17 protein-coding genes and 1 tRNA gene are annotated in these 19886 nt (G+C 40.5%); 17 read left to right on the top strand and 1 reads right to left on the bottom strand.

The features are described 5' to 3' along the window. Positions 1 to 22: 22 nt before the first annotated feature. From KDU71_RS08380 to KDU71_RS08315, 14 genes are all read left to right on the top strand, one after another. Complete coding sequence (locus KDU71_RS08380; protein WP_212189551.1) at positions 23 to 1687, top strand: L,D-transpeptidase family protein; 1665 nt, start codon at positions 23 to 25, stop codon at positions 1685 to 1687. 158 nt (positions 1688 to 1845) lie between these two features. Then, on the top strand, positions 1846 to 2349 hold the full coding sequence (locus KDU71_RS08375; protein WP_212189549.1) for a MarR family winged helix-turn-helix transcriptional regulator: 504 nt from the start codon (positions 1846 to 1848) through the stop codon (positions 2347 to 2349). 112 nt (positions 2350 to 2461) lie between these two features. Beyond that, positions 2462 to 3775 carry a lysine 2,3-aminomutase gene (gene kamA / locus KDU71_RS08370; RefSeq protein ID WP_212189547.1) on the top strand — a complete coding sequence of 438 codons (1314 nt, stop codon included), beginning with the start codon at positions 2462 to 2464 and terminating at the stop codon, positions 3773 to 3775. After that, on the top strand, positions 3741 to 4598 hold the full coding sequence (ablB, locus tag KDU71_RS08365) for a putative beta-lysine N-acetyltransferase (protein WP_212189545.1): 858 nt from the start codon (positions 3741 to 3743) through the stop codon (positions 4596 to 4598). The genes kamA and ablB overlap by 35 nt, the downstream gene beginning before the upstream one ends. A 192-nt stretch (positions 4599 to 4790) precedes the next feature. Next, a complete protein-coding gene (locus KDU71_RS08360; protein WP_212189544.1) occupies positions 4791 to 5000 on the top strand; it encodes a winged helix-turn-helix transcriptional regulator in 210 nt (69 codons plus the stop codon). Positions 5001 to 5203: 203 nt separating this feature from the next. Then, positions 5204 to 6637, top strand: a complete 1434-nt coding sequence (locus KDU71_RS08355) for a sodium:solute symporter family protein (RefSeq protein WP_212189543.1) — start codon at positions 5204 to 5206, stop codon at positions 6635 to 6637. A gap of 240 nt (positions 6638 to 6877) precedes the next feature. After that, positions 6878 to 7330: a GNAT family N-acetyltransferase gene (locus KDU71_RS08350; protein ID WP_212189542.1), complete on the top strand. Its 453-nt coding sequence runs from the start codon at positions 6878 to 6880 to the stop codon at positions 7328 to 7330. An 8-nt stretch (positions 7331 to 7338) separates the two neighbouring features. Continuing rightward, positions 7339 to 8412, top strand: coding sequence for an alanine racemase (locus KDU71_RS08345; RefSeq protein ID WP_212189541.1), 1074 nt, complete (start codon positions 7339 to 7341; stop codon positions 8410 to 8412). 5 nt (positions 8413 to 8417) lie between these two features. Continuing rightward, on the top strand, positions 8418 to 9029 hold the full coding sequence (locus KDU71_RS08340) for a MarC family protein (protein WP_212189540.1): 612 nt from the start codon (positions 8418 to 8420) through the stop codon (positions 9027 to 9029). 211 nt (positions 9030 to 9240) lie between these two features. Beyond that, on the top strand, positions 9241 to 10371 hold the full coding sequence (locus tag KDU71_RS08335) for a hypothetical protein (protein WP_212189539.1): 1131 nt from the start codon (positions 9241 to 9243) through the stop codon (positions 10369 to 10371). 6 nt (positions 10372 to 10377) lie between these two features. Continuing rightward, positions 10378 to 11955: a BCCT family transporter gene (locus tag KDU71_RS08330; protein WP_212189538.1), complete on the top strand. Its 1578-nt coding sequence runs from the start codon at positions 10378 to 10380 to the stop codon at positions 11953 to 11955. A 279-nt stretch (positions 11956 to 12234) separates the two neighbouring features. Then, the gene (locus tag KDU71_RS08325; RefSeq protein ID WP_212189536.1) at positions 12235 to 12936 is read left to right on the top strand and encodes a DUF1361 domain-containing protein; all 702 of its coding nucleotides are present in this window, start codon (positions 12235 to 12237) and stop codon (positions 12934 to 12936) included. Between the two features lie 48 nt (positions 12937 to 12984). Then, positions 12985 to 14163 (top strand): hypothetical protein, encoded by a 1179-nt coding sequence (locus KDU71_RS08320; RefSeq protein WP_212189535.1) that lies wholly within the window; start codon positions 12985 to 12987, stop codon positions 14161 to 14163. A gap of 9 nt (positions 14164 to 14172) precedes the next feature. Further along, complete coding sequence (locus KDU71_RS08315; protein WP_212189533.1) at positions 14173 to 16203, top strand: sensor histidine kinase; 2031 nt, start codon at positions 14173 to 14175, stop codon at positions 16201 to 16203. Between the two features lie 20 nt (positions 16204 to 16223). Here the strand turns inward: KDU71_RS08315 and KDU71_RS08310 are convergent. Then, positions 16224 to 16297: transfer RNA gene (locus tag KDU71_RS08310), tRNA-Ala, on the bottom strand. Positions 16298 to 16587: 290 nt separating this feature from the next. On the opposite strand from KDU71_RS08310, the gene KDU71_RS08305 reads away from it, so the two are divergent. The 3 genes from KDU71_RS08305 (at position 16588) to KDU71_RS08295 (ending at position 19860) form a co-directional block, all read left to right on the top strand. Beyond that, positions 16588 to 17271 carry an energy transducer TonB gene (locus tag KDU71_RS08305; RefSeq protein WP_212189531.1) on the top strand — a complete coding sequence of 228 codons (684 nt, stop codon included), beginning with the start codon at positions 16588 to 16590 and terminating at the stop codon, positions 17269 to 17271. A gap of 104 nt (positions 17272 to 17375) precedes the next feature. Beyond that, on the top strand, positions 17376 to 18596 hold the full coding sequence (gene hflX / locus KDU71_RS08300; protein WP_212189529.1) for a GTPase HflX: 1221 nt from the start codon (positions 17376 to 17378) through the stop codon (positions 18594 to 18596). A gap of 163 nt (positions 18597 to 18759) precedes the next feature. Then, positions 18760 to 19860, top strand: coding sequence for an adenylate/guanylate cyclase domain-containing protein (locus KDU71_RS08295; protein ID WP_212189527.1), 1101 nt, complete (start codon positions 18760 to 18762; stop codon positions 19858 to 19860). The last annotated feature ends 26 nt before the right edge of the window (positions 19861 to 19886 follow it).

Genomic DNA, 19886 nt, shown 5'->3' with positions numbered 1-19886 from the left:
CTCAACCAAATAATAGTGAGGTATGAAATGGGTTTCATTGGGCATATTAACGATGCTACTCTCTGGCACGCTCCACAGCATTCACAATGCAGCCATTGGTTATTCATCAGTGCCCATTGACGACAATTTATCCGACATCTTTCCTGTCGATACCTTTATTGCCAGGTTTGTAAATGAGATGGCCACCAAAGAAGTTCTTAAACTAGCTGGTGAAAAAGTCTATAGTAATGCGGTTATCGCATCTATATACGAAGAAGCCGGTTATGCCCCTCTATGGCAACTCGAACGCAATCGAATGGACTTAGAGAATATACTGGAAAGTGCCTACTATGAAGGGTTAAATCCCAAGGATTACCATTTGGAAGTCATCACTAACTACAACTCACTGTCGAGGGTTTATAAAAACCGTAAAGCTGTGCACGCAGCCATGGCCGACCTTTTAATGACCGATGCCATATTGAGCTACACCCATCACCTTATTCACGGAAAGGTGGACCAGAAAGATTTAAGCCCCAATTGGGACTACAGCATGCAACCCACCGATGCCAGGAAAAAGTTTGACCTTCCCAAAGCCCTTAAACAAAATGCTCTTCACCAATTCGTTGACAGTGCTCGCTCGCATTTGCCATTTTACGATAAACTCAAACACCTGTTTATTGAATACGACTCCATTCAAAAAGCTGGTGGTCAACTACCTGAGATTAAATATCCCGGTAGATCTCTCAAACCAGGCGATACCATACCCTCTGTATCACTATTAAAACAACGCCTTAAAGCAGATGCCTACACAATTGATTCAATTAATGAGGTATTCGATAAAGAACTAGAGTCTGCACTTATGAGCTTCCAATCATTAAATGGTCTGCCACCCGACGGCATTGCCGGCCGAAAAACCTACCAAGCTTTAAACCTATCATTGAGTGAACGTTTGAATATATTACGGGCAAATATGGAACGTGTACGCTGGATCAACTATGATTATCCAGATGAGTTTATATTGATCAATATAGCCAGCTATCAACTACAAATGATAAAAGGCAATGAGGTGAAGTTCGAGTGCCGCGTTGTTGTTGGCAAAGAGCACACGCAAACACCTGTTTTCTTTTCCTACATCCGCTACATCGTTTTCAATCCCAGCTGGCACATCCCCTACTCCATAGCTTCAGAAGAAATACTGCCAAAACTTAAAACCGATAAGCATTACCTCCAAAACCGCAACATGCTACTGATGAGAGGTTCCTCAGAAGTCAACCCTATGAGCATTGACTTTACTAAATACACAAATACTAACTTCCCCTATTCCATTATTCAGGAGGCCAGTGCCAGCAATGCACTGGGCAAGGTTAAGTTTATCATGCCTAATAAATACTCAGTTTACCTGCACGATACACCTTCGAAATCTCTCTTTAAACGAATCGACAGAGCTTTTAGTCATGGATGCATCCGATTAGAAAAACCTTTTCAACTAGCCGAACTGCTATTGCAAGAGCAGGGTTATGACCTGGCAGCTATTCAGGAAATTATTGACAGTAAAAAGCCAAAAACAGTAGTGCTTAACAAAGGCATGCCCACACTGATTATCTATATGACCTGCAATGAAAACCTGAAAAACAGACAAGCCATCTTTTACAACGACATATATGGATTGGACAAAGAACTATTAAATGGATTAAATACATCAAGGTAAACAGCTATCAGAAACCCCTGCATCAATAAGAAACTATACAGGCAGCTGACTCCATGAATGCTTTCTACACAAACAATATCCGAGTTTAACCTTCTAATAGTTAACTTTGGCACAAAAACATTACCTTTAAATCTTCATCAACCTTATGCAATAGCGCAATGGATACGCAAGAAATCTTAATTAAAATCAGAAAGATAGTTCGTTCAATCGACATTGAATCGAAGAAAATACAAAAGGAATATGGCGTTAGCATTCCGCAGGCGCTTTGTCTTAACTACCTTAAAGACGCCCCCAACTACCAAGCTACTCAAAGTGAGATTCGCAAATTTGTAAACCTCAACTCCAGCACGGTTAGCGGAATCATTAATCGTCTGGAAAAAAGAGGTTATCTTGCCCGCCTGCCAAAAGCTGGAGACAAACGCGTGGCCAATATAGTGCTAACATCAGCGGGCGACGAACTTCTTAAGCGCATCCCTCCTTTGCTACACGAACAATTATCAAAGCAATTAAAATGCCTGGACAGTGATGAACTAATCGTTCTCGAGAAAGGTTTAGACACGCTTGTATCCATTCTGGATATTGAACAAGTAGATGCCTCCCCGATAATCATGCTAAAGATTGATAATGAACAACAAATAGACCAAGACACCCACTTCGAATAACAACTTTTTCATTTTTATCCTATCACTATAATCGCACTAAGCTTTTTCTGCGATTAGGCCACTTCATGTTTTTTTTCTATTTTTGTTCGCATAGAAACAATCTGCAAGTTGAATGATTTATAATGACACACAACAAGAAATCGCAAACAAAATTGAAACAACCAGCCAGGCTAACAACTGGAAGGACTGGAGGTGGCAACTCCGAAACACGATTAAAAATCTAGAGCAATTCGAGCGCTTAACCGGCATACAGTTCAATGCTGCAGAGCGAACAGATCTGAAAAAGACCTTTGAAAAATTCCCCCTTTCAATAACGCCTTATTATTTATCATTAATAGATAAAACCGATTACAAAAACAATCCGGTATTCAAGCAGGCATTTGGCGGCATCGAAGAACTATCTGTTCTAAATACAGACATGTCAGACCCACTTTCAGAAGACAAAGACAGTCCTGTAGAAGGCATAACTCACCGCTACCCCGACAGAGTACTGTTTCATGTCAGTAACATTTGTGCCATGTACTGCCGCCATTGTACGCGCAAACGCAAAGTGGGTGACAAAGATCACATCCCATCAACCAGTCAACTAAAAAAAGGTATAGAATATATTGCCCAAAATAAGCAAGTCAGAGATGTTCTTCTTTCAGGGGGCGATCCATTTATGCTACCAGATGACAAAATAGATTGGCTATTGAGTGAACTTAAAAGAATTCCACACATTGAAGTTATTCGTATAGGAACAAGAATGCCTGTGGTGCTGCCCTATCGCATCACCGATAATCTGGTAAAAACGTTAAAAAAGTACCAACCTCTGTGGATAAATACCCATTTCAATCATCCCAATGAAATAACTACCTCTGCTATGGAGGCATTGACTAAGCTGGCTGATGGCGGATTTCCCTTAGGCAATCAATCTGTTTTACTCGCAGGTGTTAATGATTGCCCTAAAATTATGCGAACACTACTTCATCAGCTGGTTCAAAACAGAGTTAGACCTTACTACCTGTACCAATGCGATTTATCGGAAGGACTATCACACTTCAGAACACCAATTGGTAAAGGCATCGAAATAATGGAAAGCCTAATAGGTCACACCAGCGGCTTTGCCCGCCCAACCTATGTGATTGATGCGCCAGGCGGAGGCGGTAAAATACCGGTGATGCCGAATTACATAATATCGTGGTCAACCAACAAGGTTATCCTGCGCAATTACGAAGGCGTTATAACCACCTATAAAGAACCCGACAACTACGAGCAAAAAACATGCAATCAGGCATGTGATAATTGCAATCTTGAATTGAGTTTAAATAAAAAAGATGAATCAGAAGCCATTGGCATTGAGAAACTTCTCTCTGATTCATCAAGTGTAATATCCTTAATACCAGAAAACAATGAACGCGTACAAAGAAGAAGTAATAGTAAGTGATGTGGTAGAAGAAATTGGCAACGGTTCTTTGATTCAACATGGTAAGCACAATGATCGTATCTACCTGATGAAAATGGATAAACGGGATGCAATCTCACTTCCGGAAACATTAACTAAAATGGCCAGGAAGGAAGGATACACAAAGGTATTTTGCAAAATACCCAAATGGGCAGCTCCGCTTTTCTATTCGAATGGCTTTATAATGGAAGCCTCCATACCTCAGTTCTACAACAATGAAGAGGATGTATTCTTTGTCTCAAAATTTTTAAGCTCCGACAGGCTTCTCAATCTTGAAACAGAAAAACTTAAAGATTTAGGCGAATTACTGTATATCAAAAGGAATGGCAAACCTTCAGCCACTTCGCAATATACCATACGTCCGCTCAACATCAAAGATGCCGGCACAATAGCTGATATCTACGAACGAACCTTTGCCACCTATCCGTTTCCAATACAAGATGAAGAATTTCTGATGGAAGCCATGGAAAACGACACCTTCTATTTTGGTGCTGAATACAATGGAAAGATAGTAGCTGTAGCATCGGCCGAGATAGACCGCAAGGGTGGCAATGCCGAAATGACTGATTTTGCAACCTTAAAAGCTCATCAAGGCAACCGCCTGGCCAGCTTGATACTTCAGACAATGGAATGGGAAATGAAAAAGCAGGGTATCGATTCATTATATACTATCGCGCGCCTAAACTCCATCCCTATGAACAAGACCTTTTTAAGAGCCAACTACCAATACGCTGGCACTTTAATCAAAAATACCAATATAGCTGGTAATATAGAAAGTATGAATATCCTTTATAAACACATCTAATCCCAATTATAACATGCCCCAACTACTATGTCCATTCGCTTCAGATTGTAAGATATTTAAAGGCCTGACACCAAAACTCTAGCCACATCTTCAAATCTACCAAAACGTATTTTGCCGAAGAGGACTGAAAGGCTGGAGTAATTGTGAGCATTACCAGAAAACTAAAAAGTCAACCCAATAACACTTATCCCCATGAACAAAGCACAAAGCATCCAACTTGAAAGCATTGATGATCCAAAAGAGAAAGAGATTTTGGCACTCCTGAAAGAAGATGAAGAGTGCATATACGGTGAAATAATAAAACGTACTAACCTTTCATACAGCAAAGGGAAAGAGCTCATTTTCTCGCTCATATCCAAGGGTTACATTCAGTACATAGGCCGCACAACAAAGCTCAGCTAGCCATTGAAGTGATCTGACCATACTCTTAACATTTTTAGCACACTGTTCTTATTATAGCAAGACTGAATAACCCAGTCTAGCTACTACAACAGGCATTGCATGTTAGTTTCTATTATGCATATCTGAAAATCAGATGCGAATAAAAATGTCCGGTGCAATCTGTGCCGTTATAAAACCTATGCTTGTATTAAACCTCTTATTGTATGCATACAATTGATTTGATAATTTTCTTTGTTTACCTCATTGCCATGTTAGGCGTCGGTTTTTTCTTTATGCGACGCAACAAAACACCAGATGATTACTATGTAGGCGGAAGAAAACTAAAGGCCGGACACATAGGCCTTTCAGTGGTTGCAACAGATGTGGGTGGCGGCTTTTCCATTGGACTTGGCGGCCTTGGCTTTTTGATGGGTTTGTCGGGTAGTTGGCTACTATTTTCGGGACTAGTAGGTGCCTGGCTGAGCGCCGTTATCTTAATCCCCAAAGTATCACGCCTGGCTCGTGAACGCAACTTCTTAACTTTCCCCCAATTTCTGGAACATGCTTTTAATAAGAAGGTGGCATTGTTTGCCGGCATCATTACGGCCATTGGTTATATTGGCTTTACCTCGTCTCAGATATTAGCCGGAGCCAAACTGGCATCATCCACTTTCCCGGCTTTATCAATGGATACCGCTTTGCTAGTGATGGGCACTATAGCCATCGTTTACACCGCAATAGGCGGTCTCAAAGCCGTTATTTACACCGATACCGTGCAGTGGATTGTATTAATGGGTGGCTTACTGTTTGTGGCCTTGCCTTTTGCCTACTTTAAAATAGGTGGTATAGAAATCATTACCTCCACCTTAAAGCCCGATTTTTTAAGCCTGACAGCCATATCATGGTCACAAATTGTCAACTGGCTATTTACAATTGTTCCCATCTGGTTCATTGGCATGACACTATACCAACGCATCTATGCAGCAAAAGACACAAAAACAGCGCAGCGAGGCTGGCTGATTGCCGGCTTATTTGAATACCCGCTAATGGCTTTTCTAGGCGTTACACTGGGGATGTTTGCCCGAGTAGCTTTCGAAAGTGGCATTATTACCAACTATGCGATTGCAGACATAGATGCCGAAATGGGGTTGCCGATTTTATTGCGCACCATACTGCCTGCAGGTCTTATGGGCATAGTATTATCGGCATACTTTTCAGCCATAATGTCTACCGCAGATAGTTGTTTAATGGCAGCATCGGGTAATATCCTTACAGATGTGTTCAAGCTACACAACAAACGTCATAACCTACGTTACTCGCAGCTCATCACACTGCTTATAGGTATTCTGGCTCTGTTCATCGCACTAAAAGTCACCAGTGTACTCGATCTAATGTTGCACTCGTATTCCTTTATGGTATCAGGCATGTTTATTCCGGTAGTAGCCGCGTTATCTGCCAGAAAACCCAATCCCGAAGCAGCTCTGGCTGCCATGCTTATTGGCGGTGGCACCACCTTAATCTTAATAATATTCGACATTAAGCTGGCATTTGGATTGGATGCTAACATTGCAGGCATTGCAGCTTCAGGCATTACCTATCTAATAGAAAACTTCATTTCCAGACTGCAGAAGAACGATTCAATCATACCGAACAATTAAGTAGACAACGTCAAATACCATAAAGAAAATGAATGATAGATTTAATCTGGTGAGGTATTATACACGACAAAAAAACAGAAATTTTAAAAAGCAGAAAAATCCGCCCGATTCAATTGATAATCGAAAGCAAACGAGTCGGCTCAGACACTTGATTGACCAGTTACAACTATTCCTTTCAAAGGAGCTATAAACAATTTAAGGTACATATTACCCAATAACAACAATATAAACCTCATGATTATGTTAGAGTTTGAAAAATACACTTCCAACACTGATTTTAATGCCATTAGCCGGGAAGAATATGTCGATTTCCTGCACACGCACCTAGGCCAATATGGCGATCCTAAAGCCGACATAAACAAATGCCTTGACTACGCCTTTTCAACAGAAAAGGGCGAGGGCGGCTTTGGCCTGGCAGCTTTCTACCAGGGACAATTAGTGGGTGCGCTGGTTATGAACCATACCGGCATGAGCGGCTATATACCAGACAATATATTGGTGTACGTAACTGTGGATGCCAGCTACCGCGGCAAAGGTTTCGGACAGCAAATAATTGAAAAAGCATTCTCTCTTTGCAAAGGCGATATCAAACTACATGTGGAATATGACAACCCAGCCAAACGACTATATGAGCGAATAGGCTTTCAGTCAAAATATGCAGAAATGAGATATACACATAAGTCCAACAATTAAGATCAGATATGGCATTTATTACTTTAGAAACAGACAAACTAAAAAGGAACTTTAACTATCTCAATAAAATATTCAGAGGCAACAACATCCAATGGTCGGTTGTGTCGAAATTACTTTGTGGCAATCGCGATTATTTGAAGGTACTGCTCGACATGGGCATTACCAGCTTTTGCGACTCACGCATCTCAAATTTAAAAATGATTAAACAGCTGAATCCTGAAGTTGAAACTATTTACATTAAACCACCAGCCAAGCGCTCCATTGCCAATGTTATTAAATATGCCAACATCAGCCTTAATACAGAGATAAACACCATCCGCCTGTTATCTGAAGAAGCGATTAAGCAAAATATAACCCATAAAATCATCATCATGATTGAACTGGGCGAGTTGCGAGAAGGTGTGATGGGCGATCATTTTATGAGTTTTTACAAGCAGGTTTTTAACCTTAAAAATATTGAGGTGGTAGGCATTGGCACCAATCTCTCATGCCTGTATGGTGTATTACCTAATCATGATAAACTCATACAACTTTGCCTGTACGAACAATTAATTGAGGCCCGCTTCAATAAGCAAATACAGTTTGTTTCGGGTGGCTCATCAGTAACCATTCCCCTCATCTTTCAAAACCTGCTTCCTAAAGGAATTAATCACTTTCGCGTGGGAGAAACTTTGTTTTTGGGCACCGATGTATACAACAATACACCCTACAAAAAAATGCATTCAGATGTATTTAAGCTCTATTCTGAGATTATAGAATTAAGCGAGAAACCAGCCGTACCAATGGGTGAAATGGGCGTAAATGTGGAAGGACACGAGGTGGAATTTGATGATAATCAAATAGGGCAGACATCATTTCGGGCCATATTAGACCTTGGCCTGCTGGACGTAGATGAGCAACACATCACCCCTGTTGATGAACAAATCAGCTTTGTTGGCGCCAGTTCCGATATGCTAGTTATCGACCTGAAAGAAAACAAGCAGAATTACAAAGTTGGTGACCTAATCGAGTTTAAAATGGACTACATGGGTGTTCTGCGCATTATTAATTCTAAATACATCGACAAACGAATTAAAAATTAATCATCATGGAAGAATTTGGAAAATCAGTTTTGCTTCTCCTGGTTCTGCTTAATCCCTTTCTGTTAATTGTTTACCTCATTGACATTGTCAAGAAAAAGCCAAAGGACCTCTTTGCGAGAATCCTCCTAAGAGCCGGAATAATCAGTTTTGTTGTTTTCTCCTGCTTTGCCATTATGGGCGACAGCATCTTTAGCAGCGTATTTAATGCCCGCATGGCTTCCTTTCAAATATTTGGCGGCATCATATTTTTGCTCACCGGTATACAGTTTGTTTTTAAAGGCAATGCCTCTATAGAGTCTCTCAGGGGCGAATCAAAACACATTGCCGGTGCCATAGCCATGCCCATCTTTATTGGTCCTGGCACCATTAGTTACAGCGTACTTATTGGCGAACGGCTAGATAAGCCGATGGCCTTAGGCGCCATAGCCACAGCTATACTTTTGTGCATTACCATAATTATCCTGCTAAAGTTCGTTCACGATCATATTCATGCCAAAAAGGAAGAACTAATTGAACAGTACATCGATATTGCCGGACGTGTTATTGCGCTCTTATTAGGCACTGTATCAATTGAACTTATTATGTCCGGTCTAACATTCTGGATGAAGAACTCTTAGCCAATGTGATTCAAACTGCCATTTATGTTCGCATAGAACCTTTTTGGTGGTTTAAAATATTGTGGCTATTTTTGCACCCTCAAAAACTTACCAAGTCGATATTTTTAAGCCTGTTAACTTACTCTGATAGCACTACTAAAGTTTATAAGAATGCTATTTCGTACAGGATACATTTACTTATAACAGGTATAATTAAAACTCATTTAGCTGAATGAAAAACAGAAAGGTATACACACTGCTTATATTGGTAACGATTTGTTTTGCCGGATACGCCCAGAAAGAACAACTTCCAAAAGTAAAAATTGGAGGTGCCATCCGCTTCAACTACAATCTATCCGACTGGAAAGCAGAACAAGTGAAAAGAGGCGGTGATTTTGGCTACGATGTTTTCAGACTAAATGCCACCGGTACATACAAGCAGCTTGGCTTCAATGCCGAGTATCGTTTCTACTCCAACAGTTTTGGTGGCGGCATGCTGAAACAAGGATGGATCGAATATTACATTAATGACTTTAGCTCAATTCAACTGGGCTTGTGTCAGGTGCCTTTTGGCCTGCAGCCCTACAATTCTAATAATTGGTTTTTCAGCTTACCCTACTACATTGGCCTTGAAGATGACCATGACATGGGTATCAAATGGATAAAACATTATGAGCATTTACTGGTACAAGCAGCTTTCTTTAAAAACGCCGAAGAACTAAACTTTGGCAATACCTCAGCCATTTCACCTAATCGCTATTCCTACGACGTAGCCGGCAGAAACAAAGAAGTGAACCAGGGAAACATTAAGCTTGCCTACAGCCCCGATGGCGATTTCAACACCAGCATTGAATTTTCTGCCATGTACGGTGGACTTTACAACCTTGTATCCAATAAGATGGGTAATCACTCAGCCCTGGCCCTTGGCTTTCGGCACAAAATGAATAACTGGGAATTAAAGCTGCAAGCTCTAACTTTCAGTAAAAACCCAAAGGACTCGGCACAATATAAAAATACCATTGAAATGGGAGCCTATGGCGCCATTTACAAAGTAGCCGCCAAGGGGCAGGTAGTTAGCTCATCCCTTTCATACACAATCCCCTGCAAGAGCCAACACATTGATTACCTAAAACTCTATAACGATTTCTCCTGGTTTAACAAATCGGAAGAGACCTTCCATGATTCATACATGAACGTGTTAGGCTGCATGATAGCGGCCGGCCCAATATACACCTACATCGATTCAGCCTGGGGTAAAAATCATGCCTGGCTAGGGCCTGAATGGACGAATGCGTTTGCTGAAGGCTCAAAAGACGCTGGATGGCACATGCGATTTAACATTAATGTTGGATACTATTTTTAAAGGATTATGACAGAGCAGAAATATAAAAGAAGCGATAAGCGAACATTTTTAGGCATTAAAGCCAACGGACCGGTTTTTGTTACATCACTGTTGGTGATTGCTATTTTGGTAGCTACTACCATACTGGTGGGCAAGCCAATGGAGAAGTATTTTTCTCAGATTCAGTCAACCGTATCCAATAATACAGGATGGTTCTTTATTTTGGTGGTTAACATCCTACTACTGTTTGCAGTATTTCTTGGCTTTAGCAAATTTGGCAAAATTCGTTTAGGAGGCAAAGATGCTAAACCTGAATTCTCTAAAAAAGGCTGGTTTGCCATGCTTTTCAGTGCCGGTATGGGAATTGGCCTGCTATTCTGGAGCGTTGCTGAGCCCATATTTCATTACAATAGTAACCCACTGATTGATAACTCAGATAAGATTGAAGCCGCTAAATCGGCCATGGGCATTACATTCCTGCATTGGGGTGTGCATGCATGGGCGGTCTACGCCATTGTTGGGCTAGCTTTGGCTTTCTTCACATTCAACAGAAAGCTTCCTTTAACCATCCGCTCCATTTTTCACCCTCTTTTAGGCGATAAAATATACGGCCCACTGGGCGATGCTATTGATATCATTTCAGTTATCGCCACAATCTTTGGGCTGGCCACCTCACTTGGCTTTGGAGTGCAACAGGTCAATGCAGGGCTTCATTATTTGTTTGATTTTAACCTCAATACAAATGTCCAGATTGTGTTAATCATTATCATAACCGGCATGGCTACTCTATCGCTGGTTCTTGGACTTGACAAAGGCATCAGGCGTCTAAGCGAATGGAATATGCGAATTGCGATTGTATTATTGCTATTTGTGGTTATAGTGGGGCCATCGGTTTTCATCTTTAAATCATTCGTCCAAAATGTAGGTCACTATCTGAATGAGTTTTTTGAGTTAAGCTTCTGGACCGAATCATACAAGGGCGTTAAAGAAGCTAAACACTGGCAGAACTCGTGGACGGTGTTTTATTGGGCCTGGTGGATTTCATGGTCACCATTCGTTGGGATTTTTATTGCCCGCATTTCCAAAGGCAGAACAGTTAAGGAGTTTATACTAGGCGTTTTACTTGTGCCAACGCTCTTAACGTTCATCTGGATGTCGGTATTTGGTGGCAGTGCCCTTTTTCAGGAGCTAATAGGCAACTCCGCTATTACAGAAGCCGTTAATGAAGATGTCTCCACCGCCATCTATAAATTATTGGAACAATACCCATTTGCTTTTCTTTCTTCATTCATAGCGGTATTGCTCGTTGCCAGCTTCTTTATCACCTCCTCCGATTCCGGATCGATGGTGGTTGATACGCTTACCTCAGGAGGTCGACACGATGCACCAGTTGGTCAGAAAATATTTTGGGCTTCAATGGAAGGAACCGTGGCGGGCGTTTTATTAATAGGTGGAGGATTAACGGCGCTACAAACCGCATCTATCCTAACCGGACTACCATTTGCCATTCTATTACTCATCCTCTGTTATAGTTTTTACAAGTCTCTCAAATCATATTACCACACAAACTTTCCGGGTCCAACACGAAAGGATATCCATCCATAACATTAGGAAGCCTTTAAAACTTACCAAATATAGAATGGGATCGATCCCATTCTATATTTAGTATTAATACCACCTTCATTTTTGCATTCTACTAAAAAAAATGATTCATCACCGCCCACCTACCCCCTTAAAAAACAGAAGAATCTGACCAGAATCTACTTCAAGCCCTGATTATAGGTCAAGCTAATAACTTGGAAATATGCAATGACTTATTTATTTTTAGTCGCAACCTTATTGCCTTAGCACAGTTAATTAGTTTTAACCTATAATTTTCTTGCATTGAAGAAAAGACCATCTCTAGTAAGTATGGTGCTGCTGCTTACTCTTGCGAACCTTTTAATTCTTGTCATACGCAATGTTATTGTTGGCAATGATTTTTACTCATTTCTAAGATCGAACCTATTTATTGGTTCCTTCCCGGTGATTGCCATTTCGAGCTGTCTCTACTACTTTAATCATAAAATTAACACACCCCTTTTTTGGATTGGCAGCTTTCTTTGGTTTATTTTCTATCCCAATGCGCCATATATGATTAGCGATCTGATACACGATTCACAAGATCCGATTTCCAAGTTGCACCCTGAAATGATTAAATATGATACACTAATTATCTTTTCTTTGGCAATGCTATCGGTTTTTTATGGCTTTTTATCGCTAAAAATGATGTTCCAGCTTTTTAAAAAACGCTACAGCAACACCCTTGCACACATAGCTATACATTTTACGATTGTTATGAGCTGTCTTGGCTTTTACATGGGGCGGGAACTGCTATCAGCCATTAAACTGGGTAACGGTTATCTATATTCATGGGAAATTTTTCTTGAACCCATTCAGATTATTAAGATTGTGTGGAAAGCCCTGTGGCCAATCCATGAGCACTGGCCAGCCTATGCTATGATGCTGCTATTTGGTGCCGTTCAATATCTTTTACTAATCATCTTTCATTACATCAACAGCATTGAAATTGCACCGGAAAAGTGAAGTAATCCTTGCACCTCATAGTATATCCTTACACAAAAACTAAACAATATGACCATATCTCGAAAAATTCTATACCTGCTGCTTGCCATGGCCGCTTTATTGTTTTTGCCCTGGCTTGGTGGTTACTTCTTTTATAATGGTGAATTTCCAGCTGACTTTTATGCGTATCCTCCTCTAAAACCTATTTCAAAACCTGGTTTTAATCTGCCTATTTTTGCGTTTGTCGCCATAGTATGTCTGGGCATTACAGCTATATACATCATGCCCAAGTGGTTTGGCTTTAAGAAAACTATCATAGAAAATACAAGAAATATACCTCGTGTTAAACTACCTATATGGTTTTGGTTTGGCCTTATTTGCTGGGCCATATCACTCACCTTTCTGGCTCTGCACCTTAAACAGCCTGCCTGGTTCATTCACTGGAGTGACGTTCCGCTATTTTGGGGTGCTGTTTTAGTACTTGACGGCATTGTTTACAAACGTACCGGAGGAAAGTCATTGGTAGCCATCATCCCACAAGAACTTATTGGTATTGGCATAGCATCAATGACGGGTTGGATGATATTTGAGTTCATGAATTTCTTTGTGGATGATAACTGGTACTATCCATGGGGAAATATCCTCGATAGAGAGGAATTCTTATTATATGCTTTTATCATTTCATCAGGCCTGCTGCCACTTGCATTTGAGTGGTACCTGTTGTTTCTGACATTCCCAAAATTGGCAAATAGATTTCGGAATGGTGTTAAGATAGTGCTTAGTAACGGCTTAAAGAATGGTATTCTCATTATCTCCCTTGCCTCCATGTTTGCTGCCGGCCTATTCCCTAATTACTTGTTTTTTGTACTCTGGGTATCTCCTCCTGTGGTACTGGGAATAGTCCTCAATAAAATTGGCATATGGACACCTTTTGATCCTATTGCAAAAGGCAATTGGGCACCTGTGCTTCTCTCGGCACTTACTTATCTGGTGGCAGGTTTTACGCTTGAAGGCCAAAACTACCTTAGTGCTATTCATGATGGGCAGACAGCTCTGTTCACAAACGATCCGGCCTACTGGCAGTATAGTATTCCTTTTGTGAATGTTGCCCATATTTTTGAAATGCCTGTACTGGGCTATTTTGGTTATTTACCATTTGGGGTATATTGCTGGGTATGGTGGATAGCATGCGCCACATTACTGAATATTCCAGCAAAATTCCTGAAAGAAAATCCTCTGGACATTTAACTCATTGTTATGAAATACCTGATATGGCTTCTCATTATTTTTCCATTCACGTGTAACGCTCAAAGTATTAGATGGGATGTAAAAAAAGAATTTTCATCAATCGGTGATCAGGTTGAGCTCCTTGAAGATCAAAGTGGTCAACTTACATTCAAAGACGTTAGCTCAAAAGCCTTTGAGGAGCAATTCAAACCATCTGAAAGCAAAATACTAAGTCTGGGTTATACCGACTCGTATTTTTGGCTCAGGATGACTATCCATAATCAAACAAATGAAAATGCAATTCTTGAGCTGGCTCAGGCTGGCATCCCCTCTGCCGATTTTTATTACCACGAAGATTCCATCCGCGTGCATCATATCGCGGCTGGTTACAATATCCCTGTAGAAAACAAACTTGCAAAGTCATCGTATCAGGTTTATCACATTCGGCCAGGCCTTAATACCTATTATATAAGGCTTAACACAAACTCTGAGCCTATTCCTATTCATCTGTACAAGCAAAAATCCTACGAACTAGCTGCCGATAAGCAAAAGATAGTCTATGGCATCTATCTCGGACTGATGATATTCGTTGTTTTAAACACCTTCTTTCTTTTTGTTTCGCTCCGTAAAAGGCTATACTTGTTTTATGCACTGATAGTCATACTTTATACGAGTTACGCTGCCGTAGTAATAGACGGATTTATAGTCTATTTCATACCTTATGCCAACTTGAAATTCCTCTACACAACCATACCTGCTTTTGGCATCACCCTGCAAACCATCTATTGCCTTGTGTTTCTGGAAGCAAGGAAATATTCACCCAAAGTATTCAAAGTAGTTACGGGCATCATTATATATTTTGCGGCCTGGATGATTGTAAAATTCTTTTTCCCATTCTCTGTTGTCCAACCAATTAATACGGCTAATGCACTGGTTTCTTTTTTATTAATGGGCGTTGTTGGTGTTAAAGTAGGAACTGAAGGCAATAAAATGGGTTACTACTTTGCCTTAGCGTATTTCTTCTACTTCTTATTGGTAGCAGTTCAGGCCGTTTATATTAACACAGGCACTCCCCGCTATATTGGCGGGCTAAGCTATGTTGCTTATGCCACATTAATTGAAGCGTTTCTTCTGTCATTCCTGCTATCAAGAAGGTTTGAATGGGAAAAGGAAGAAATTGAGCATGAGAAACTGGCAGCTCAAATGAAAGTGGTTGAGAAGACGCTGGAAAACAAACGCATTATTGAAGGCCAAAAAAGCAAACTTGAACAGGAAGTTGCCAGCCGCACTATTGAGCTTCAAAAAACGAACCGGCAGTTAACCGAAACAAATGAAAAATTATTGGATTTGAATCGTGAAAAAGACGGACTAATCAATATAGTTGCACACGACCTGAAATCACCATTGTGCAGCATCATCGGCTTTACTGAGTTAATAAAGCGAGAAGGCAAATTAAATCAGAAACAAGATGAGTACTTGTCTATCATCGACTCTGTTTCACAAAATGGATTGTATTTAATTGATGACCTTCTGGATGTTCACTCATTCGAATTCGGTTATTCTAAAGTCAATCACCAAAAAATTCATCTCTCTCAATTTATTAACGATTGGTTAAAAACATTTCATCAACAAATTGAAAATAAGGAACAAAAGGTACATTTTGAAGACAACATGACTAATCAGTCATACAGTACCGATCCATTTATGCTGAGCCGTATATTAAACAACATTCTTTCCAATGCCATTAAATTCTCCGATAAAGGGAAAACAATCCATGTGAAAGCGCATGATACACCAACATCAATTCATATCTCAATACGCGACGAAGGTCCAGGAATCAGCCAGGATGACCAGAAACTCATGTTTAAACGCTTCCAGAAACTATCGGCCAGACCTACAGATGGTGAAAGCTCTAATGGTTTAGGACTGTCTATCGTACAAGCATTAGTCGAAAAACTTAATGGAGAAATATCGGTAAAAAGCCAAGTTGGAGAAGGTACTGAGTTTAACATCAGCTTACCGTTAAACCAACTACCCGAAGACATAAAAAAAGAGAGCTGAAACCTCAGCTCTCTTACCTGTGGAGAATAGCGGAATCGAACCGCTGACCTTTTGACTGCCAGTCAAACGCTCTAGCCAACTGAGCTAATCCCCCATCACTTATTAAATAAGGCCCTTTTAACCTTAGCGAGTGCAAATATAGATGTTTTTTTATTTTTAGCAACACTCCTACTCAAAATGAACACCTGATTTTAGTCACAAAAATGCCTTTTTAGGATTTACTCTTGACAGCTACCCTAAAAACTATGGAAATTTGAATGAAATTTGATTTTAAAATTCTATTTTTATGCACTCAAAATTTGGGTGAGGATTGAAACGGTCCTATTTAAATTGAGAAAAACTGGTAATAATAGCTATCTTTAGGCACCAAAACTTTGATCTATTATGGAAGTAAAAAAGTCGCCGAAGGCAGATCTTGAGAACAAGAAAAGCGTCTTCATGCAGATCGGGTTGGTGGTTACCTTGGCAATTGTTTTAATTGCTTTTGAGTGGACTACTACCGATGTGGATGCATCTCAGTTTGAGATGGTGGAAGAGCTTGAAGCCGAGGAAGAAATCATGCCTATCACAAGGCAGGAAGAAGTAAAACCACCGCCACCACCGCCACCACCAAAGGTTGCCGATGTATTAAACATTGTAGAGGATGATGTGGAGCTGGATGAAGAATTAGACATCGAAGACACTGAGATGGAAGAAGATACTGAGATTGACTTCTCAGACTTAGCCATGGAAGAAGAGGAGTCTGACGATGCACCGGTCTTCTTTATTGTAGAAGACATGCCTGAGTTCCCTGGTGGAGAAGAGGCATTACGCAAGTACATTGCACAATCGGTGAAGTATCCTGTTATTGCTCAGGAAAACGGTATTCAGGGTCGTGTATATGTGTCTTTCGTTGTTAACACTAAAGGTAAAGTAACAGATGTGAAAATTGCCCGTGGTGTTGACCCTAACCTGGATAAAGAAGCTATTCGCGTAGTACAGGCGATGCCAGCTTGGAAACCAGGTAAACAAAGGGGTAAAGCAGTAAAAGTATCTTATACTGTGCCTATCAACTTTGTATTGCAGTAGTAACTACTACAGTAACAATATAAAAAACCCCGCGAATGCGGGGTTTTTTGTTGCTTCAAATTGAACTATATTTGCGCTCAAATAATAAAACTAAAAGGTTGTAAATGATAGAAAGTCCTTCATCACAAAAGGAGCTGGAAAAAGTTGTATTAGTTGCGGTTAAAACACCGGAAGTATCCATGCAACAGGTAAATGAATATCTGGATGAGTTGGCTTTTCTGGCCGAAACAGCAGGAGCCATTCCTTTTGAACGCTTTACCCAAAACCTGACTATGCCCGATCCCAAAACATTTGTTGGACGAGGCAAACTTCAGGAAATAATTGACTTTATGAAGGTGCATGAGGTGAAAACCATCATTTTTGATGATGAATTATCGCCATCGCAATTGCGCAATCTCGAACGCGAACTGAAGGTGCTTGTGCTGGATCGCACCAACCTTATTTTGGATATTTTTGCACGCAGGGCTCAAACGGCTCACGCTAAAACACAGGTTGAGTTGGCGCAATACCAGTATCTGTTGCCTCGATTAACGCGGATGTGGACGCACCTTGAACGCCAGCGAGGTGGTATTGGGATGCGCGGACCGGGTGAAAAAGAGATTGAGACTGACCGTCGTATCATTCGCGATAAAATTGCAAAACTCAAAATTGATCTTAAAAAGATTGATCAGCAGATGGCTACCCAACGTCAGAACCGGGGAAAAATGGTACGCGTAGCACTTGTTGGCTATACCAATGTGGGCAAAAGTACATTAATGAATGTACTCAGTAAATCAGAAGTATTTGCCGAGAATAAGCTTTTTGCAACATTAGACACCACCGTTCGCAAAGTGGTGGTCGATAACATCCCTTTCTTACTGGCCGATACTGTTGGATTTATCCGTAAACTACCTCACCATTTGGTAGAATCGTTCAAATCAACGCTTGATGAGGTGCGCGAAGCTGATATTTTACTTCATGTAGTGGATGTATCACATCCGGGCTTTGAGCAGCAGATAGAGGTGGTTACCAAAACGCTAAATGAGATTGACAATCGTGAGAAACCTTCAATTCTGGTATTTAACAAGGTAGATGCCTACGAATACACCCCAAAAGATGAGGACGACCTTACGCCTAAGAAGCGGGAGAACTATTCGCTGGATGACCTGAAAGAAACATGGATGGGCAAACAGCCCGATTGTATTTTTATATCGGCAAAGAACAAGGTTAACTTTGTAAAGTTTAAGCAGATAATTTACGACGAGGTAAAAAAGATACATTCGCAACGCTTCCCTTTTAACGATTATCTTTACAACTCCTACAATCAGGAAGGTGAATTGGAATAAACACAATACATATCAGGAGAATGTCGAACATTCTCCTTTTTTATATCTGCTGTTCAACAACTAAGCAATAAAGCCTGTATTTTTTGCATGAGAAGTGAAACTTATCAGGGCTGTTAAGGTAAACAGGATATTGATTCACCTCACATCTTGCTATTGAACAATCATGTTTTCACTGGATAAGCTTAAAATAAGAACCCTTAACTTCTTTCATTCGTTCTTTTACCACCTATTGTTTTGGCTGGCTTCACTGGCGATGTATGTGTTCATCACTGGAGATGAATCTACATTCATCAACTACTTTAAGCTATTTACAAAGGATGATATTTATGGCAATACAGTATTGCTGGCATCTATGTTATCTGTGTTGTTTACCAGTTTTGATCTGCTTTTCTCAGATAAACTGATGCGCTTCTCTCCCATCCGAATAATTGTATTACTCCGGTTTTTATTCTACCTGCTAATCGCTTTGCTTATTATATTTCTATCGGCCAATGCCACCATTAAGCCAGAGCAGTTAAAAGACTTTCAAATCTATTACCGTCTGATGCCTGAGCTAACCATTGAGCACGTTCGGTTCATTGTATGGTTTTACATTTCCTGTATTCTCAATAGTTTTTTCAGAGGTGTATTCAGAAAAATAGGTGTTGGCAATTTTTTGCATTGGTTAACCGGAACACTTAATAAACCGCGGGTTGAGAAGCGCATATTCATGTTTATCGACATGAAGTCATCGGTTACTATCGCTGAAAAGTTAGGGCACAAAAAATTCAGTTATCTGGTGCAGGATGTTTTCAGCGATTTAGCTATTGTTGAAAACTACCATGGCGCTATTTACCAATACCTTGGCGATGGGGCAATCATCTCATGGGATTTAAAGCGAGGCATTCGAAATAACAACTGCATTAAAGCATTTTTCGCTTTTCAAAAAGTGATTCAGGGCAAGAACCTTTTTTATGACACTATTTACGGCATCAAACCTGAGTTTAAAGCCGGCATGCACGTGGGCGAAATTATGGTCTTGCAGGTTGGGCGGTTTAAGCGAGACATCTCGTACAATGGCGACACCTTAAATACTACCGCCCGCATCGAATCCATGTGCAATCAATACAAACAATCATTGTTGATTTCTGGTGTTCTTTACGAGACGCTTCGCCATCCGGAAGAATTTGCGACCAAAGAACTGGAGACTATTAAGCTGAAAGGAAAATCAAGGGGAATACAGATTTACCAGGTCGGTCTTAAACGCAAGAAAAAGCGCAAATAAAAAGGAGCAATGCTTAGCATCACTCC

Source organism: Carboxylicivirga sediminis (assembly GCF_018156225.1).
In the GTDB taxonomy this organism is placed as follows: Bacteria; Bacteroidota; Bacteroidia; order Bacteroidales; family Marinilabiliaceae; genus Carboxylicivirga; species Carboxylicivirga sediminis.
Note: the sequence above shows the minus strand (reverse complement) of the source record. Positions and strands in the feature narration are given on the sequence as shown.

What these genes read in the sequence shown, in the direction of transcription:
- KDU71_RS08380 (WP_212189551.1), top strand. Translation starts at nt 23, where the DNA reads ATGAAATGGGTTTCATTGGGCATATTAACGATGCTACTCTCTGGCACG.
- KDU71_RS08375 (WP_212189549.1), top strand. Translation starts at nt 1,846, where the DNA reads ATGGATACGCAAGAAATCTTAATTAAAATCAGAAAGATAGTTCGTTCA.
- kamA (WP_212189547.1), top strand. Translation starts at nt 2,462, where the DNA reads ATGATTTATAATGACACACAACAAGAAATCGCAAACAAAATTGAAACA.
- ablB (WP_212189545.1), top strand. Translation starts at nt 3,741, where the DNA reads ATGAACGCGTACAAAGAAGAAGTAATAGTAAGTGATGTGGTAGAAGAA.
- KDU71_RS08360 (WP_212189544.1), top strand. Translation starts at nt 4,791, where the DNA reads ATGAACAAAGCACAAAGCATCCAACTTGAAAGCATTGATGATCCAAAA.
- KDU71_RS08355 (WP_212189543.1), top strand. Translation starts at nt 5,204, where the DNA reads ATGCATACAATTGATTTGATAATTTTCTTTGTTTACCTCATTGCCATG.
- KDU71_RS08350 (WP_212189542.1), top strand. Translation starts at nt 6,878, where the DNA reads ATGTTAGAGTTTGAAAAATACACTTCCAACACTGATTTTAATGCCATT.
- KDU71_RS08345 (WP_212189541.1), top strand. Translation starts at nt 7,339, where the DNA reads ATGGCATTTATTACTTTAGAAACAGACAAACTAAAAAGGAACTTTAAC.
- KDU71_RS08340 (WP_212189540.1), top strand. Translation starts at nt 8,418, where the DNA reads ATGGAAGAATTTGGAAAATCAGTTTTGCTTCTCCTGGTTCTGCTTAAT.
- KDU71_RS08335 (WP_212189539.1), top strand. Translation starts at nt 9,241, where the DNA reads ATGAAAAACAGAAAGGTATACACACTGCTTATATTGGTAACGATTTGT.
- KDU71_RS08330 (WP_212189538.1), top strand. Translation starts at nt 10,378, where the DNA reads ATGACAGAGCAGAAATATAAAAGAAGCGATAAGCGAACATTTTTAGGC.
- KDU71_RS08320 (WP_212189535.1), top strand. Translation starts at nt 12,985, where the DNA reads ATGACCATATCTCGAAAAATTCTATACCTGCTGCTTGCCATGGCCGCT.
- KDU71_RS08315 (WP_212189533.1), top strand. Translation starts at nt 14,173, where the DNA reads ATGAAATACCTGATATGGCTTCTCATTATTTTTCCATTCACGTGTAAC.
- KDU71_RS08305 (WP_212189531.1), top strand. Translation starts at nt 16,588, where the DNA reads ATGGAAGTAAAAAAGTCGCCGAAGGCAGATCTTGAGAACAAGAAAAGC.
- hflX (WP_212189529.1), top strand. Translation starts at nt 17,376, where the DNA reads ATGATAGAAAGTCCTTCATCACAAAAGGAGCTGGAAAAAGTTGTATTA.
- KDU71_RS08295 (WP_212189527.1), top strand. Translation starts at nt 18,760, where the DNA reads ATGTTTTCACTGGATAAGCTTAAAATAAGAACCCTTAACTTCTTTCAT.